We start from the raw sequence: 15,905 nt of genomic DNA on the forward strand, positions 1-15,905 counted from the left end.
GCCGCCCATTGTTTGATCTCGCGCCATTTCTACGCGAGTTATATCGACATAGAATAAACTAGAAGTGAGTCATTAAAAAGGTTCGTTGAAGGAGTATTTACTATGAGTGAACAATCTACCGCGCTACTTTCGCTTTACGAGGCTCTTTTTCAACAAATAAAAGAGCAGTACAGTAAGGATAACTCTTTGACAGTTAAGAGTTTGTATCGACAGACTCAAAGTTCTAAACAGTTTTTAGCGATAAAACAACAAGCCAAGGAAGAAGAGCTGGCTTTGGTTGAACAATTTTTAAAACGTGATATCGCAAGCTTTTTACAAGAGAAAAATGCGAAAGACCTCAATCATAGTCCAACAATGATCACGATTGAAAATACACTGTGGCATTGGTTAAGCGAAATCACCGATAGAAGTCAGCTGGAATGGCATGAGGTTGTTCAAGATTTTAAACATCAAGGCCAGTATCAAACAGGTGAGATAGTAGGGCAAGGAACGATGGTTTGTGCCGCTTGTGGTCATGAGACTAAAATTGAATTTCCGAGTGTATTACCTGATTGTATTGAATGCGACCACAGCCTGTTTACTCGAGAAGCGTTAGCACCATAATCGCGTTGGTAAGTACATACTCGCTTTAACACTAGCCTCTGTTTTAATTAAATAGGGGCTAATTTGATGTCGATAAGAGCTTGTGACATTGCTTGCAATGCGGCGTGAAGTGGTTGATTGCGGCTGCATTCATCGAAGAACTAGCATTTATCGCCGTTTGAACCTGCACTTACTCTAGATGATTACTGCGCTTTAAATTAGGTATACCTGTTTAGGCACCTCTAATTCCTACCTGTACACATTGATAGCTCAGATTTTAGCAGTGACGCTAGCCTTGCTAGTATCACTGCAAAGTATCCCTCATAATGATTGTATATTAGTGACCGCAAACTCAATGGAATTAGCGAGCGCTAACTTACATGGTATGTGCTGATGTTAGCTCATGGCTTAAGTCTGTTAGCTAATACCGCAAAAAACAGTAAAAAGCTTAATATCAGTACTGGCCACTGACCCACTAGGGTAAACAAGGTGCGACCTTGAACTAGCGGAATATTAGCTGTGAGCACGCCGGTTTCAAATTGCGGTAGCTGATGAGTGATGACACCTTGCTCATTAACGACTGCAGTCAGGCCGTTATTGGTTGCGCGCACTAAAGGGCGACCAAGCTCAACTGAGCGCATTTGAGCTATTTCCATATGTTGTAACGGCCCGTTTGAAGTACCAAACCAAGCATCGTTAGAGACGGTTAATAGCAGATCAGTGTTGTCATTCATATTGGCACGTAACTGTTCAGGAAAAGCAATTTCGTAGCAAATTGCTGGCGAGATCTGGTGCCCAACTGCATTGAGGTTATCTTGCTTAAAGTCACCTCTATCGAATGACGACATGGGTAGATTAAAGAATGGCGCGAGCGGGCGTAATAACGCCTCTAGCGGTACAAACTCACCAATTGGAAGCAGGTGATGTTTTCTAAATTCGTTGTCGGCTTCGCCGTAATAATCTGCCTTAGCCTGTTGCTTGGCATGATAATTACCTAAAACGATGAGTGAGTTGTAAAAACTGTCACCTCGTTGACTTATTATCCCGGTGATAATCGCGCTGTTATTTAAATTGGCGGCTTGGTTAGCATTATAGAGAAAGTCTTTCACCATATGCTCAGGCGCGGGGATCGCAGCTTCGGGCCAAATAATAAGATCGGCAGCAAATTTCGCACGTGACAAATCCATATATTTAAGCATGGTGGGCCATAGAGCATCGGGCTGCCATTTCATGCTCTGTGCAATATTGCCTTGCACAAGGGCAACGCTCAGCTCCTCGCCTTTTGGTTCGACTGTCGAAGTGTAAGGTGCAATAAATAGTAGCACTGCCGTTATGGGAATAATGACAACAGCACTGCGCCAGCGTTTAACAATGCAAAGTGCTAATGCGCCTGCAATTAATGCCACAATAAAGCTCAAACCTAAGGTGCCAGCCATAGACGCTATTGGTTTTAGCGGGCCTTGAGTTTGACTGTAGCCAGCCCAAAGCCACGGAAACCCTGTCAGCATCCAACCCCGGGCCCACTCTGTTAGTGTCCATAACGCTGGAAACAGTACTATATTGCGGGTTAAGCTGGTGGTTGGTGCTAATTTTTGCAGTACATAACCCGTAATGGCTGGGTAAATAGCTAAATACAGAGCCAGCAAAGCCATTAAAGCGATTGATACTATGAGTGGCATACCACCAAAAGTATCCATACTCACGTGCACCCAGCTAATACCAATAGCAAAGCTGCCAAAACCGAAACTTAACCAGTAATAGCCACCTTGCTTAGCAGATAGGCCAGCACTTTGGTGTATGGCAAATGCCATGGCGATTAAATACAATGGCCAGTAGGAATAGGGCGCAAAAGCTAACGCCGTGATGGCACCAGCCGCGAAGGCTAGCAACATTTTTAGATAGAAATGATGGGCGGATGCCCGTAATTTACTCAGCATACCGCCTCATCATTGGGGGCTGTTAGAGATTCAACGGCTAGGACGTTGTCTCAGAAACAGTTTTATCGGGGAATTTCACGCGTAACTGGATCAATCTGCGGGTATCAGCATTGACGACTGTAAATTCAATACCATCAATCATGACTTTTTCATCACGTTCTGGCAGGTGGCCAAAAGCATGTGAAACTAAGCCACCAACGGTGTCAAACTCTTCATCACTAAACTGAGTAGCAAATGCGTCATTAAAGTCATCAACCGGTGTTAATGCTTTAACCATAAAGACTTGCTTTGAGATTTGTTTGATTTCTGTCTCTTCTGCAGAATCGTGATCAAACTCGTCTTCAATATCACCGACAATCTCTTCGAGAATATCTTCAATCGTCACCAAACCAGACACTCCGCCGTATTCGTCGACGACAATTGCCATATGGTAACGTTGTGAACGGAACTCTTTCAACAGCACGTCGACCCGTTTACTTTCAGGTACTACCACTGCTGGACGGATAACCTGTCCAAGTTCAAAAGGCTTTTCACTGTTTTTAAAGCCATACTGAAGCAGATCTTTTGCGAGTAAAATACCCTCAATATGATCTTTATCTTCATTGACTACGGGAAAGCGGGAGTGTGCCGAGCCTATTACAGTAGAGAGTAGTTCCTCCACTGTATTGTCTATTTGAAGTGCTACGATTTGCGCGCGTGGGATCATAATATCCCGTACTCGAAGATCGGAGACCTCTAATACACCTTTTATCATTTCTCGCGTGTCTTCGCTGATCACCTCACGCAGTTCTGCGTCATGTATTACATCAACCAAGTCTTCGCGATTTTGGGGTTCGCCCTGGAATAACTGACTTACTTTTACCAACCAGCCTTTCTTGGAGGCGTTGGTACTCGGTGGGATATCGTCACTCATAGTGTTTTATTGACTCTTTCAAGTCAATTATAGTTCCTCATAAGGATTGTTATAACCAAGGCTTTCAATTAGTTGGGTCTCTATTGACTCCATCTCTTCAGCCTCAACATCTTCAATATGATCATACCCTAGCAGATGAAGACATCCATGTACAATCATGTGCGCCCAATGTGCGGTAAGGGTTTTGTTTTGATCGATTGCTTCTTGCTCTACCACTGCTGCACAGACCACAAGGTCGCCTAGCAGCGGTAGTTCAATACCTGGTGGTGCTTCAAATGGAAAAGACAATACATTTGTTGGTTTGTCTTTTCCGCGGTAGGTACTGTTAAGCGTTTGGCTTTCGGCTGCATCAACGATGCGAATCGTTAACTCAGCGTGTGCCATTGTTTCTCTGAGTGCTGTTTTTACCCAAAGTTCAAACTGTCCAGCGTCAGGGAGTTCAACCCCTTCAACAGCAATTTGTAGGTCAAGCTCAATGTTTGCTTGAGGATTACTCATTATTTGGTGTTACCTGTAGTTGGTATTGACTGTCTTTGTTGCCTTTGCTGCTCTGGCTTTTCAAATCGAACGCTTCATAGGCCTCAACAATTCGAGCTACAATTGGATGTCGAACAACATCTTTGGCTTGGAAAAAGTTAAAGCTTATTTCAACAACCTCTCCCAACACTTCAATTGAGTGACGTAAGCCAGATTTTTGGTGTTTAGGTAGATCGATTTGCGTTATGTCGCCGGTGATCACCGCGCGTGAATTAAACCCAATACGGGTTAAAAACATTTTCATCTGCTCTACAGTGGTGTTTTGGCTTTCATCGAGAATGATAAAAGCGTCATTGAGTGTGCGACCGCGCATATAAGCAAGCGGCGCCACTTCAATCACATTACGCTCTATTAAGCGTTCGACCTTTTCAAAGCCCATCATTTCAAACAGTGCATCATAAAGTGGGCGTAAGTAAGGATCGACTTTCTGGCTTAAATCACCAGGTAAAAAACCAAGTTTCTCGCCAGCTTCAACGGCTGGACGAGTTAATAATATACGGCGTACATCTTGGCGTTCGAGTGCATCAACAGCTGCAGCGACGGCCAAATAAGTTTTCCCTGTGCCGGCTGGACCAATACCAAAGCTAATATCATGGGTGCTGATGTTACGCACATAATCACTTTGGTTAGGATTACGCGGTTTAATAACTCCGCGCTTGGTTTTGATGTACAGCTCTGTTTCGTCGCGAGGAGCTTCCATCTCTAATGCAATTGCCTCTTGAATGGCCATATGCACCGTATCGGGCTCAAGATCTGGAGTGCTGCCTTTTAGAGGCTGCGTTTCAATATACAAATCTCGTAATAAATTATTGGCCGTTAAACAATTTTTGGGGATACCAACAATCTGAAAGTGATTGTTTCGGTAGCTTATCTCCACGCCTACACGGCGTTCTAATTGTTTAATATTGTCATCAAAAGGCCCACATAGCGAAGCGAGTCTACGGGTTTCAGCAGGCTCTAAATAGAGGTTGAGCGTCGTTAGCTTGTTTGACAAAAATAACTCCAAATTCAAGAATGATATTGAGCGTGAGTAGTCTAGTTTACGAGCGATAATTGATAAATGCGAATGGTATTTATCAATGCCGTTTGAGATGAAAAAAGCGGCATCTTAGATGCCGCCTCATAGACAAGTTTACCTTATTAAACTGATTGCGATTAAGAAGGAGTAAACTGTGTTACACCTAGTGCATCATCGTGTTTGTATTTTGCCATGATGTCTGACGGACGTAGATCGCGACGTAAATCCATTTCATCTTCTGCGCGTACAAATACTCCGCGTAAAGAGTTGGTGTATACGTCTACAATTTCAACGTCAACAAAACCGCCAATGTGCTCAGGTTTACCTTCAAAATTTACTACACGGCTGTTTTCAGTTCGGCCGCGAAGTTCCATTGGGTTCTTAACCGATGGGCCTTCAACTAAAATACGCTGAACCGTACCAAGCATTTGGCGGCTATAACGCATGGCTTGCTGAGTAATGCGGTCTTGTAAAATAGCTAAGCGCTCTTTTTTCTCTTCCAGGCTAACATCATCAGGTAAATCGGCAGCCGGAGTACCAGGACGTGCGCTGTAGATAAAACTAAAGCTATGGTCAAATTGAATTTCTTCAATCAGTTTCATGGTGTCAGCAAAGTCTTGCTTAGATTCACCAGGGAAGCCAATGATAAAGTCAGAGCTTATAAGGATATCTGGACGCGCTTTACGTAGGCGGCGAATAATAGACTTATATTCGATTGCCATATGGCCACGTTTCATCTGCGTTAGAATTAAATCTGAACCAGATTGAACTGGCAGATGTAAAAAGCTGACCAATTCAGGGGTATCTTCATAAACATCAATGATGTCTTGTGTGAACTCAATTGGGTGGCTGGTGGTAAAGCGTAAGCGGTCAATACCATCAATTGCGGCAACGTAACGTAATAGTTCTGCAAAAGTACAGATTTCATCATCGTGTGTTGCGCCGCGATATGCGTTAACGTTTTGACCTAGCAGGTTGACTTCACGAACACCTTGAGCCGCCAATTGGGCAATTTCAAGAATAATATCGTCCAATGGACGGCTAACTTCTTCACCGCGTGTATAAGGTACCACACAAAAAGAGCAGTATTTACTGCAGCCTTCCATGATTGATACATAAGCGCTAGGGCCGTCAGCACGTGGCTCAGGTAGGCTATCGAACTTTTCAATTTCAGGGAAACTAACGTCGATTACTGCTTTTTTACCGTCTTTGATTTGGTCAATCATTTCAGGCAGGCGATGCAATGTTTGCGGGCCAAAAATGAGATCAACGCACTGAGCGCGTTCTTTAATCGCTTTACCTTCTTGTGAGGCAACGCAACCACCAACACCAATAATTAGTCCTGGTTTTTTATCTTTTAATGTTTTCCAGCGCCCAAGCTGATGAAAAACTTTTTCTTGTGCTTTCTCACGAATAGAGCAGGTGTTTAACAACAACACGTCGGCTTCTTCAGCACTGTCTGTTAGCGTGTAGCCCTCGTATTCGTCGAGAAGGTCAGCCATCTTTGATGAGTCGTACTCATTCATTTGACAGCCCCAAGTTTTAATATGGAGTTTTTTACTCATCAGTTTTTATCACTCTAAGAAGCACCGAAAAAATAGCGGAATATTTTAACGCTTCTAAGTGCTGCTGGCTAGCATTTGGCCTATGTTTGAGTGAAATTATTCTGCTAACGCTATTAGCCTTATAGTGTTCAATGGTCTAGGTTGGGTTCGGGTTAGTTGGTAACCGCTTGTAATGCAAGGTTGTGTTTTTATCATTACAAAGTCTTATATCGAACTGTGATGTGCTTTTTAGGGGCGCCTAATAAAGGTCTTTCGGTTAATGACTCATAACAGTACGGTGTCCTGCAGTAAACATAGACTCTTTAAAATGCAAAGCACCTTTGCCTTTGATAAAGAACAAACAAATTGCACAAATTTTGTTATGTAAAAGGTCTATAACCCAGTATTTGAGTGTAAACTTGACCCAATATCAGTGCCATCTTTCGGGAGTCAAGGTTTAGTGGAACAGCCAAAGAATAACAATATTATTTTCGATGCCGTGGTTGTTGGCGGTGGAATGGTCGGTGCAGCCACTGCAATTGGCTTGGCGCAATTAGGCTTAACAGTGGCCGTGGTTGAAGCGTTTGCACCTAAACCTTATGACAGTTCGCAACCGTTGGATTTAAGAGTATCGGCAATTAGTGCTGCGTCAGAAGCATTATTGCAGCGCCTTGGGGCGTTAGACTATCTTAGCACCATGCGTCAGGTTGCTTATAAAGGGCTCGAAACATGGGAGTTAGATGGCTGCATTACCCAGTTTCACGCAGACCAAATTGCCACGTCGCACCTAGGTCATATTGTTGAAAACCGATTGATCCAATTATCTTTGTGGCATCGAATGGCACAGTTGGACAATGTTACGCTGTTTTGCCCCGTAAAAATTAGCAGCCTTGTGCGTTCAAATGATGCTGTTATTGATATTGGTCTAGAGGACGGACAGGCTTTTTCTGCCCGCTTACTCATTGGTGCCGACGGCGCTAATTCGTATGTTAGGCAGTGGGCTAAAATTGGTATCACGGGTTGGGATTACAGCCAAAGTGCAATGCTTATCAATATCGCTACCGGCGAAGAGGAGCAAGATGTTACATGGCAACAGTTTACACCTACGGGGCCGCGTTCATTATTGCCATTACCTGGTAATAATGCCTCGTTAGTTTGGTATGACGATGCAAGCCGCATCACTCAACTTTCGCAGCTAAATAACGTGGCGTTAAAAAAGCAAATAGACCAGCACTTTCCAGACCGCCTTGACCGCGATTTTACCGTAGTCAGTAAAGCCAGCTTTAAGCTAACTCGGCGTCACGCAGAGCGTTATTACCGCGATAACGTTGTCATTTTAGGTGATGCAGCGCATACCATAAACCCACTTGCAGGGCAGGGGGTTAACCTTGGCTTTAAAGATGTTGAGGCGCTGATAACAACTGTAGAGTCAAACTTAAAACTTGAAGGCGGCTGGTGGAACCGGGCAGTGCTAGAGCAATATCAGACGTGCCGATATCGCGATAACCTATTGATGATGAGCGCTATGGATATGTTTTACGCCAGTTTCAGTAACGACTTTTTACCCTTAAAGTTATTACGAAACGGAGCGCTGAAGTTAGCAAATGTAGACAGCCCGATTAAAAAGCATGTCCTTAAATACGCATTAGGGTTTTAACGCCAAATGTTGGCTGGCATAAAAAGAAACGGAAAGCTTAAATACGCTTTTCGTTTTTGTTTGGGCTAAGCACTGCTTGGCAATATGGCCGATTTTAACATCAGATTGCATCAATTTTGCGTATAATTTGTTGACTCGGGCTTTGAGTGCTAAAATGCCGCGTTTTTAATTTTGTGGCCTATGGCGGCAAAAAATGAATAAGTAAATACAGACTGAGTATTATGAGCAATATAAAACTTATTGTTGGGTTAGCAAATCCCGGCGCGCAGTATGAACGAACACGTCATAACGCAGGTGCGTGGTACGTTGAAGAGCTCGCTAGAGTATGTGGCGCAACGTTAACATTAGACAGTAAGTACTTTGGCATGACGGCTAGAGTGACGTTACATGGTAAAGATGTTCGCTTATTGATCCCGACAACCTTTATGAATCTAAGTGGTAAGTCGGTTGGCGCGTTAGCGAATTTCTTTCGTATCGCCCCAGAAGAAATTCTCGTTGCCCATGATGAGCTCGATATTCCGCCGGGTATTGCTAAGTTTAAATTAGGCGGTGGCCATGGCGGCCATAATGGCTTGAAAGACATCATTGCTAAATTGGCAAATGATAAAGGTTTTTACCGGTTGCGGATTGGTATTGGGCATCCTGGTGATAAGAATCAGGTCAGCAATTATGTACTCAGTAAAGCAGCTCCTACAGATCAAGAGCTGATGAACGCAGCAATAGATGAAGCTGTGCGTTCAACAGAGATCTTATTTAACGAAAATATGGCAAAGGCGATGCACAGGTTGCATTCTTTTAAAGCTTAAACAAATGCTCGACGCAACGCGGCGAGTTATTCATTGATATAAAGGTAATAATATGGGTTTCAAATGTGGCATCGTAGGCCTGCCAAATGTTGGTAAATCAACACTTTTTAATGCGTTAACTAAAGCAGGCATCGAAGCATCTAACTTCCCGTTCTGTACTATTGAACCAAACACAGGCATCGTTCCTGTACCGGATCCAAGACTTGATGCACTTGCTGAAATTGTAAAACCTGAGCGTGTATTGCCAACCACAATGGAATTTGTTGATATTGCCGGTTTGGTTGCGGGTGCTTCTAAAGGTGAAGGTCTTGGTAACAAGTTCTTAGCTAACATCCGTGAAACTGACGCTATTGGTCATGTTGTACGTTGTTTCGAAGATGACAACATTGTTCACGTAGCCAACAAGGTTGACCCAGCAAGCGATATCGAAGTGATCAACACTGAACTAGCACTTGCCGATTTAGACTCATGTGAGCGTGCGATTACTCGCCAAGCTAAGCGTGCTAAAGGCGGTGATGCCGATGCTAAGTTTGAAGTAGCAGTACTTGAAAAAATGCGCCCTGTATTAGATGAAGGCAAAATGCTGCGTTCAATGGAGCTAAGTAAAGAAGAACTAGAGGCGGTTGCTTACTTAAACTTCTTAACGATTAAGCCAACGATGTATATTGCTAACGTTTCTGAAGACGGGTTTGAAAATAACCCTCATTTAGATATCGTTAATGCGATTGCTGCCGAAGAAAACTCTGTCGTTGTAGCTGTATGTGCTGCAATTGAGTCAGAGCTTGCTGAAATGGACGCTGATGACCGTGAAGAGTTCATGGCTGATCTTGGCCTTGAAGAGCCAGGCCTTGATCGTGTGATCCGTTCTGGTTACAACTTACTGACTTTGCAAACCTACTTTACTGCAGGTGTAAAAGAAGTACGTGCATGGACTGTTAAAATAGGTGCTAGCGCTCCTCAGGCCGCTGGCGTGATCCATACCGACTTTGAACGTGGCTTTATTCGCGCCCAAGTTATGGCGTATGAAGACTTCATTACTCATAAAGGTGAAGCTGGCGCGAAAGAGGCAGGTAAACTGCGTGCAGAAGGCAAAACATACATAGTTAAAGATGGCGATGTTATGCATTTCCTATTTAACGTATAAGAGTTGATGGCGTTTTGGCCTAACTTTTAAAATAGCGGTTATTGGCTTTAAATCGCCACCATAGCCTTAAAATAATTAAACGCAGCGCTGAAAAGATTTTTAGCGCTGCGTTTTTGTTTTTCAGGGAGGCGTTTTAGCTCAAAAACAAGCGCCTTGTAGGCACAACGTGCTTTTATTGAGTCGATAATTAGCTTGGGTTAACAAATTTTTAGTGTACTTAAGTTAGAAAATATCATTTTTGTAGCCTAAAATTGTGTCTAAACTGAGATGTATTGCACATCTGTTGCTCAGTTTGGCGAAGTAATAGCCGAACAGTGAAGTTAGTTTAAATTAGCGGAAAAAAGCAGTTGACCTACATACTCTGAATAAGCATAATACGCCCCGTTCCTCACTGAGAGGGACAAGAAAGAGATGGCAATGTAGCTCAGCTGGTTAGAGCACAGCACTCATAATGCTGGGGTCGCAGGTTCAAGTCCCGCCATTGCTACCATCTTCTCAAGATGTAAAAGTGAGAATGGCCGACTAGTTGATAAGTGAACTTGATTTACGAAATCAGAAATAGGGTTGGCAACATCTTAATCAGGATGATAACTTGATGTAGTGCGGGAGTGGTGGAATTGGTAGACACGCCAGATTTAGGTTCTGGTGCCGTAAGGTGTGAGAGTTCAAGTCTCTCTTCCCGTACCATTTATTTAAAAAGTAATGAGCAATGCTCGTTACTAGTAAGAAAGATTAATTGGGATATCGCCAAGCGGTAAGGCACCGGGTTTTGATCTCGGCATTCCCAGGTTCAAATCCTGGTATCCCAGCCATCTTTGGCAATGTAGCTCAGCTGGTTAGAGCACAGCACTCATAATGCTGGGGTCGCAGGTTCAAGTCCCGCCATTGCTACCATCTTTCTCTAGATGTAAAATGAGTCATCTTAATCAGGATGTAAACTTGATGTAGTGCGGGAGTGGTGGAATTGGTAGACACGCCAGATTTAGGTTCTGGTGCCGTAAGGTGTGAGAGTTCAAGTCTCTCTTCCCGTACCATTTATTTTAAAGTAATGAGTTACGACTTGTTATTAGCAACATAGTTTTATTGGGATATCGCCAAGCGGTAAGGCACCGGGTTTTGATCTCGGCATTCCCAGGTTCAAATCCTGGTATCCCAGCCATTTTTTAAAGGTTAATTTATTGACCTTGTCAGCATAACAAAAAGTAATTCGTTGCTTGGTGTTATAATGATGAAGTAGGGCAACCTACAGTAAAGTTCGATGCGGGAGTGGTGGAATTGGTAGACACGCCAGATTTAGGTTCTGGTGCCGTAAGGTGTGAGAGTTCAAGTCTCTCTTCCCGTACCATCGAATTTTAATATGTTTTAAAGAGTTAATTGGGATATCGCCAAGCGGTAAGGCACCGGGTTTTGATCTCGGCATTCCCAGGTTCAAATCCTGGTATCCCAGCCATAAACAGAAAGCCCGTCTTATTAGACGGGCTTTTTGCTTTCTGTTATTTAAAGAACTTGTACTTTGTCTATTACATAGGCCGACTACTTGCTATGCATCTACCTACTGTACAATGTGCGGCAGATCCTCAGCCTACCTGCGCTTAGCCAGTAGCACTCACTTATTCACTTTACTGCATCTGTTGCAACACTATTTCAGCCTGAAATAAAGGCGTTGATATATAGTGATACTTAATATTTCTAGCTCGAGTCACAGCGAACCGTTCCATAAAAGGTAAAGCACTGCTGCGTAAACTAGTGCAAAACCTTTTGTCCTGTATGGCAGTTCGTTACATTGCCAGTTGCTTGCAATCTATTGAGTTTATGAACTAGGGGTTAAGATTAAAAATCAGGCTTCGAGTCTGATTTACTTTTGTGGCCATGAATATATTAATCATGGCATTGAGCATTACTGAGGCAGTATTTGTTTCAACATTGAATGTCGAAGCTTGTGATTGCTTAGTAAGGTTGGCTTTATAACATTGTGCGCCAGTTACTAAGCGCCGCTCAATGCGATATTGTATTTGGGTATAGAAAGTCACTGAGTTTTGAATATTAGAGCTTTCACTGATCTGATTCATTTTGTTAGCAAGCTATACTGGCTATATGGCGTCGATATTAGAGCTATTTGAATCTAGCAAGATGCTGGTATGCGAGGTAAAACTATCAAGTATTACTGGCTGCAAGCTTGTTCAGCACTTTGAGCTGTATTAAGGGAGCTTAGCCCATGTGGCTAGCTATATTGATGAGGTTATAAATTGGTGCTTGAACCGAAACCATCGAAAATAATGACATTTGCAACGCCAACTGAACTCAGCCTTTGGCTTAAGTCTAATTACGCCTGTGAAAGTGAACTGTGGGTGAAAATATACAAGAAAGGTACTGGAATACATAGCGTCACTTGGAATGATGTCGTTATCGAGGCTTTGTGTTGGGGCTGGATCGACGGTGTTAAGAAAACAATTGATAACCGAGCTTACCTTCAGCGTATAAGTCCCAGAAAACCACGTAGCAATTGGTCAAAAAGAAACACTGAGCATGCTGAGCGTTTGATAAATGAAATGCGGATGATGGAAGCCGGCCTCGTACACATTCGTGCTGCAAAAGAAGACGGTCGTTGGCAAAATGCTTATGTTGCAAGTGAAATAGAGCTCCCATCAGACTTTAGTATCGCGCTAGAAGCTAAGCCAAATGCTAAAGTATTTTTCGACACGCTCAATAAATCGAGTCGGTATGTTATTGCACATGGATTATTAAGTGCCAAGAAACCTGCGACTAGACTCAGACGGTTTACTCAATTCATGGATATGCTAGAGAACGGACAAAAGCCCAAATAATGGTTAACACAGGCTAGCTGATTTGCTGTTGTTAACGAGAAAGGCACATTCTAAGTGCTATTGTGCTATGACGTTCATCGGGTATAGGGTCATTAGTTATGAGAGTCATTCTAGCTTGTGATGTATCGAACTGTGGGCTCTTACACTCAGGTATTTGTGGCAAAGGTCATCATTGTTATTTACGGCTGTGGTTAGGGCAGTATGGCGCCCTTGTTGAGCTACTGATTAAGATTTTAACCCCTGTTAAACAAAAAACGCACTCAGTAGAGTGCGTTTTTATTTTCAGCATTAAGCCTAATTACATTTCAATTAAAGTGTAATTAGTGCTTAAACATTGCCGAAATTGATTCTTCGTTGCTGACGCGACGAATGGCTTCAGCCATCAATGTAGACATTGTAAGCTGTGATACTTTATTAAGCGCCGCAATTTCAGGGCTTAATGGAATCGTATCAGTCACAATCACTTCATCAATCACTGATTCTGCGATGTTTTTAGCAGCGTTACCTGAAAATACTGGGTGAGTTGCATAAGCAAAAACGCGGTTTGCACCGTGCTCTTTCAGCGCTTCAGCAGCTTTACAAAGTGTTCCGCCTGTATCAATCATGTCATCAACAATGATGCAGTCACGGCCTTGAACGTCACCGATTATGTGCATTACTTGAGCAACGTTTGCTTGTGGACGACGTTTGTCAATGATCGCTAGATCTGAATCATCTAATAACTTAGCTACTGCACGAGCACGTACAACACCACCGATATCAGGTGAAACTACAACTGGGTTGTCTAGATTTTTAGCTATCATATCTTCAAGTAACACTGGGCTACCGAAAACGTTATCAACTGGTACGTCGAAGAAACCTTGAATTTGCTCAGCGTGCAAGTCACAAGTCAATACGCGGTCAACACCAACGCTTGATAGGAAGTCTGCAACAACTTTAGCAGTAATAGGTACACGAGCACTGCGAACACGACGATCTTGGCGTGCATAACCGAAGTAAGGGATAACGGCTGTAATACGACCAGCTGAAGCACGGCGAAGTGCATCAACCATAACGATCAGTTCCATTAGGTTATCGTTAGTTGGTGCACAAGTAGATTGAATGATGAACACATCCGCACCACGTACATTTTCATTAATCTGGACACTGATTTCGCCGTCACTGAAAACGCCTACTTCTGCGTCTCCAAGTTTACAAAATAGACGATCGGCTATCTTCTTCGCGAGACTAGGTGTTGCGTTACCGGCAAAAAGTTTAATGTCAGGCACTGTATGGACCTCAGGCGTATGCTTCATGGTAGAAACTGGGATTTAGATATATCCCAGTCGTATAGTTAATGCTGAGCTAATCTCAGCATTAATGGCGATATATTTTTTCCTTTTGCAACAAAGCCCTTAATCGATGCTGGCAATTTAGCCAAAACATCGTTTGCTTGCTGCTCTTGCTCGAATTGACCAAAAACACATGCTCCGGTTCCGGTCATTCTTGACGGCGCATATTCTAGCAGCCACGCTAAGGTTTTGGCAACTTGAGGGTGACGTTTAACGACCAATTCTTGGCAGTCATTTGACCAAGGATTGCTCATTAAAGAATCTAACGTTAACTTTGGCGTGTCACGAGGGAGGTCTGGGTCTTGGAAAATATCGGCAGTTGACACATGCACGTCAGGAACTAAGACAAGGTACCAATACTCTGCTGGCGTTACAGCTTGTAATTGTTCGCCAACGCCTTCGGCAAATGCAGATAAACCCTTAATAAAAACAGGTACATCAGCACCAAGTTCTAGGCCTATTTCAGCAAGCCTTTCGGTAGGTAAATTGAGTTTCCACAGTGCATTTAACGCCACTAAAGTGGTCGCAGCATCAGATGAACCACCACCTAAACCGCCACCCATAGGTAAGCGTTTATCGAGCCAAATTTCAGCCCCAAGTTGGCATTTTGTTTGCTTTTGTAATGATTTTGCGGCACGTAGAATTAAGTTATCGTTATCTGCGACAGCTTCAGACATATTGGAGTGTAATACCAGCGCCGGTTCATTGGTCACCTTAAAATCAAGGTAATCACAGTGGTCTACAAATTGAAATAAGGTTTGTAGCTCATGGTAACCGTCATCTCGGCGACCATTGATGTGTAAAAATAGGTTAAGTTTGGCTGGTGCTGGCCAGCCTGAAGAGCGGGATGCGGTCATAAAACTGGCTCGTTAGAATGTGGGTGCGGACGATTAGTTTTTATATCAGTTTCAGGGCTCAGAGCTTGCCATTGGTTTATTTGAATCTTAAGGCGAATGTCATCTCGTGTTACATCGAGTAGGCGCGGTAGTTCTGCACCACTTTGGGTTTGCCAGCTCTTGTAGCTGATTTTCCAAGCGGGTAATTGGCTATCGTGGCTGACAGTTTTAGGGCGGTTTTGGCTATCGACCTCAATGATGTTGTCGTCATCACTAAGCTGACCTGTGATCCACAGTGGCAAGGTATCGATAGGGAGCGTCCAACCAGTGATCCGCGTAAGTAAACGTTGCGCGTCAGAGTCGGTATAGGTTTTACCATCGGCTTCTAACACGGTACGGCCTTTTTGGCTTGATAGGTTCAGCAACGTTGTGCCCAGCATTGTAGTTAGTTTTAACTCGTCAGAATGATGAGTGTGCAACCAGTACAAATTAGTACTAAATTTATCGCTAGCAGTGCGTACAGCTAACTTACCCTGCATTTCCCATGCTTGGGCGTGCTCGACTTGCTTGACCGATACGGGCACCAAGTTGTCAGGTATGTTCATTGAACAACCGCTTATTAAAAGAAAGCTCAATATCACCCATACATAAGTGTGTTTTGTGAAGCTGCTCAAAATATTCATCTATTACTGATACAAAAGAGCCCTTATGATACGAGCGCTTGGATAAATTACCAATGCCCGTATGCAAAATAACTATTTGCATCATATTAATT

General features: G+C 43.3%; 13 protein-coding genes and 8 tRNA genes. 13 read left to right on the forward strand and 8 right to left on the reverse strand.

Annotated elements, in window-relative coordinates:
- Positions 1-102 precede the first annotated feature (102 nt).
- A complete protein-coding gene (locus tag RGE70_RS03680) occupies positions 103-603 on the forward strand; it encodes a zinc ribbon-containing protein (RefSeq protein WP_310470197.1) in 501 nt (166 codons plus the stop codon).
- A gap of 380 nt (positions 604-983) precedes the next feature.
- Here the strand turns inward: RGE70_RS03680 and lnt are convergent, their stop codons facing one another.
- The 5 genes from lnt to miaB form a co-directional block, all read right to left on the reverse strand.
- Complete coding sequence (gene lnt, locus RGE70_RS03685; protein ID WP_310470198.1) at positions 984-2,519, reverse strand: apolipoprotein N-acyltransferase; 1,536 nt, start codon at positions 2,517-2,519, stop codon at positions 984-986.
- A gap of 37 nt (positions 2,520-2,556) precedes the next feature.
- Positions 2,557-3,432 (reverse strand): CNNM family magnesium/cobalt transport protein CorC, encoded by an 876-nt coding sequence (gene corC, locus RGE70_RS03690; RefSeq protein ID WP_310470199.1) that lies wholly within the window; start codon positions 3,430-3,432, stop codon positions 2,557-2,559.
- Between the two features lie 27 nt (positions 3,433-3,459).
- Positions 3,460-3,930, reverse strand: a complete 471-nt coding sequence (gene ybeY / locus RGE70_RS03695; protein ID WP_310470200.1) for an rRNA maturation RNase YbeY — start codon at positions 3,928-3,930, stop codon at positions 3,460-3,462.
- A complete protein-coding gene (locus tag RGE70_RS03700) occupies positions 3,923-4,963 on the reverse strand; it encodes a PhoH family protein (protein ID WP_310470201.1) in 1,041 nt (346 codons plus the stop codon). Before RGE70_RS03700 ends, ybeY begins: the two co-directional genes overlap by 8 nt.
- 161 nt (positions 4,964-5,124) lie before the next feature.
- Positions 5,125-6,552 carry a tRNA (N6-isopentenyl adenosine(37)-C2)-methylthiotransferase MiaB gene (miaB, locus tag RGE70_RS03705; protein ID WP_310470202.1) on the reverse strand — a complete coding sequence of 476 codons (1,428 nt, stop codon included), beginning with the start codon at positions 6,550-6,552 and terminating at the stop codon, positions 5,125-5,127.
- 496 nt (positions 6,553-7,048) lie between these two features.
- Here miaB and RGE70_RS03710 point away from each other — a divergent pair, with 496 nt between their 5' ends.
- The 12 genes from RGE70_RS03710 to RGE70_RS03765 all read left to right on the forward strand — a co-directional run bounded on the left by RGE70_RS03710 (position 7,049) and on the right by RGE70_RS03765 (position 12,963).
- Positions 7,049-8,188 carry an FAD-dependent monooxygenase gene (locus RGE70_RS03710; RefSeq protein ID WP_375087929.1) on the forward strand — a complete coding sequence of 380 codons (1,140 nt, stop codon included), beginning with the start codon at positions 7,049-7,051 and terminating at the stop codon, positions 8,186-8,188.
- A gap of 221 nt (positions 8,189-8,409) precedes the next feature.
- Entirely contained in the window at positions 8,410-8,994 is a 585-nt protein-coding gene (gene pth, locus RGE70_RS03715) for an aminoacyl-tRNA hydrolase (protein WP_310470205.1), read from the forward strand.
- Between the two features lie 52 nt (positions 8,995-9,046).
- On the forward strand, positions 9,047-10,138 hold the full coding sequence (gene ychF / locus RGE70_RS03720; protein ID WP_310470206.1) for a redox-regulated ATPase YchF: 1,092 nt from the start codon (positions 9,047-9,049) through the stop codon (positions 10,136-10,138).
- A 413-nt stretch (positions 10,139-10,551) separates the two neighbouring features.
- Positions 10,552-10,628 (forward strand) — tRNA-Met (locus tag RGE70_RS03725).
- Positions 10,629-10,740: 112 nt separating this feature from the next.
- A tRNA-Leu gene (locus RGE70_RS03730) sits at positions 10,741-10,825 on the forward strand.
- Positions 10,826-10,875: 50 nt separating this feature from the next.
- A tRNA-Gln gene (locus tag RGE70_RS03735) sits at positions 10,876-10,950 on the forward strand.
- Between the two features lie 5 nt (positions 10,951-10,955).
- A tRNA-Met gene (locus RGE70_RS03740) sits at positions 10,956-11,032 on the forward strand.
- Positions 11,033-11,087: 55 nt separating this feature from the next.
- A tRNA-Leu gene (locus tag RGE70_RS03745) sits at positions 11,088-11,172 on the forward strand.
- A 50-nt stretch (positions 11,173-11,222) separates the two neighbouring features.
- Positions 11,223-11,297 (forward strand) — tRNA-Gln (locus RGE70_RS03750).
- 101 nt (positions 11,298-11,398) lie between these two features.
- A tRNA-Leu gene (locus RGE70_RS03755) sits at positions 11,399-11,483 on the forward strand.
- A 30-nt stretch (positions 11,484-11,513) separates the two neighbouring features.
- Positions 11,514-11,588 (forward strand) — tRNA-Gln (locus RGE70_RS03760).
- Between the two features lie 826 nt (positions 11,589-12,414).
- A complete protein-coding gene (locus RGE70_RS03765) occupies positions 12,415-12,963 on the forward strand; it encodes a YdeI/OmpD-associated family protein (protein ID WP_310470207.1) in 549 nt (182 codons plus the stop codon).
- A 320-nt stretch (positions 12,964-13,283) separates the two neighbouring features.
- On the opposite strand, the gene RGE70_RS03770 is transcribed toward RGE70_RS03765, so the two are convergent.
- The 3 genes from RGE70_RS03770 to lolB form a co-directional block, all read right to left on the reverse strand.
- On the reverse strand, positions 13,284-14,231 hold the full coding sequence (locus RGE70_RS03770) for a ribose-phosphate pyrophosphokinase (RefSeq protein ID WP_310470208.1): 948 nt from the start codon (positions 14,229-14,231) through the stop codon (positions 13,284-13,286).
- A gap of 65 nt (positions 14,232-14,296) precedes the next feature.
- Entirely contained in the window at positions 14,297-15,151 is an 855-nt protein-coding gene (gene ispE / locus RGE70_RS03775; RefSeq protein WP_310470209.1) for a 4-(cytidine 5'-diphospho)-2-C-methyl-D-erythritol kinase, read from the reverse strand.
- Positions 15,148-15,735, reverse strand: a complete 588-nt coding sequence (gene lolB / locus RGE70_RS03780; RefSeq protein ID WP_310470210.1) for a lipoprotein insertase outer membrane protein LolB — start codon at positions 15,733-15,735, stop codon at positions 15,148-15,150. Before lolB ends, ispE begins: the two co-directional genes overlap by 4 nt.
- Positions 15,736-15,905 lie beyond the last annotated feature (170 nt).

Source organism: Shewanella youngdeokensis, from assembly GCF_033180165.1.
Taxonomy (GTDB): domain Bacteria; phylum Pseudomonadota; class Gammaproteobacteria; order Enterobacterales; family Shewanellaceae; genus Shewanella; species Shewanella youngdeokensis.

What these genes read in the sequence shown, in the direction of transcription:
- RGE70_RS03680 (WP_310470197.1), top strand. Translation starts at nt 103, where the DNA reads ATGAGTGAACAATCTACCGCGCTACTTTCGCTTTACGAGGCTCTTTTT.
- ybeY (WP_310470200.1), bottom strand. Translation starts at nt 3,930, where the DNA reads ATGAGTAATCCTCAAGCAAACATTGAGCTTGACCTACAAATTGCTGTT.
- lolB (WP_310470210.1), bottom strand. Translation starts at nt 15,735, where the DNA reads ATGAACATACCTGACAACTTGGTGCCCGTATCGGTCAAGCAAGTCGAG.
- pth (WP_310470205.1), top strand. Translation starts at nt 8,410, where the DNA reads ATGAGCAATATAAAACTTATTGTTGGGTTAGCAAATCCCGGCGCGCAG.
- RGE70_RS03765 (WP_310470207.1), top strand. Translation starts at nt 12,415, where the DNA reads ATGACATTTGCAACGCCAACTGAACTCAGCCTTTGGCTTAAGTCTAAT.
- ychF (WP_310470206.1), top strand. Translation starts at nt 9,047, where the DNA reads ATGGGTTTCAAATGTGGCATCGTAGGCCTGCCAAATGTTGGTAAATCA.
- lnt (WP_310470198.1), bottom strand. Translation starts at nt 2,519, where the DNA reads ATGCTGAGTAAATTACGGGCATCCGCCCATCATTTCTATCTAAAAATG.
- corC (WP_310470199.1), bottom strand. Translation starts at nt 3,432, where the DNA reads ATGAGTGACGATATCCCACCGAGTACCAACGCCTCCAAGAAAGGCTGG.
- miaB (WP_310470202.1), bottom strand. Translation starts at nt 6,552, where the DNA reads ATGAGTAAAAAACTCCATATTAAAACTTGGGGCTGTCAAATGAATGAG.
- RGE70_RS03710 (WP_375087929.1), top strand. Translation starts at nt 7,049, where the DNA reads ATGGTCGGTGCAGCCACTGCAATTGGCTTGGCGCAATTAGGCTTAACA.
- ispE (WP_310470209.1), bottom strand. Translation starts at nt 15,151, where the DNA reads ATGACCGCATCCCGCTCTTCAGGCTGGCCAGCACCAGCCAAACTTAAC.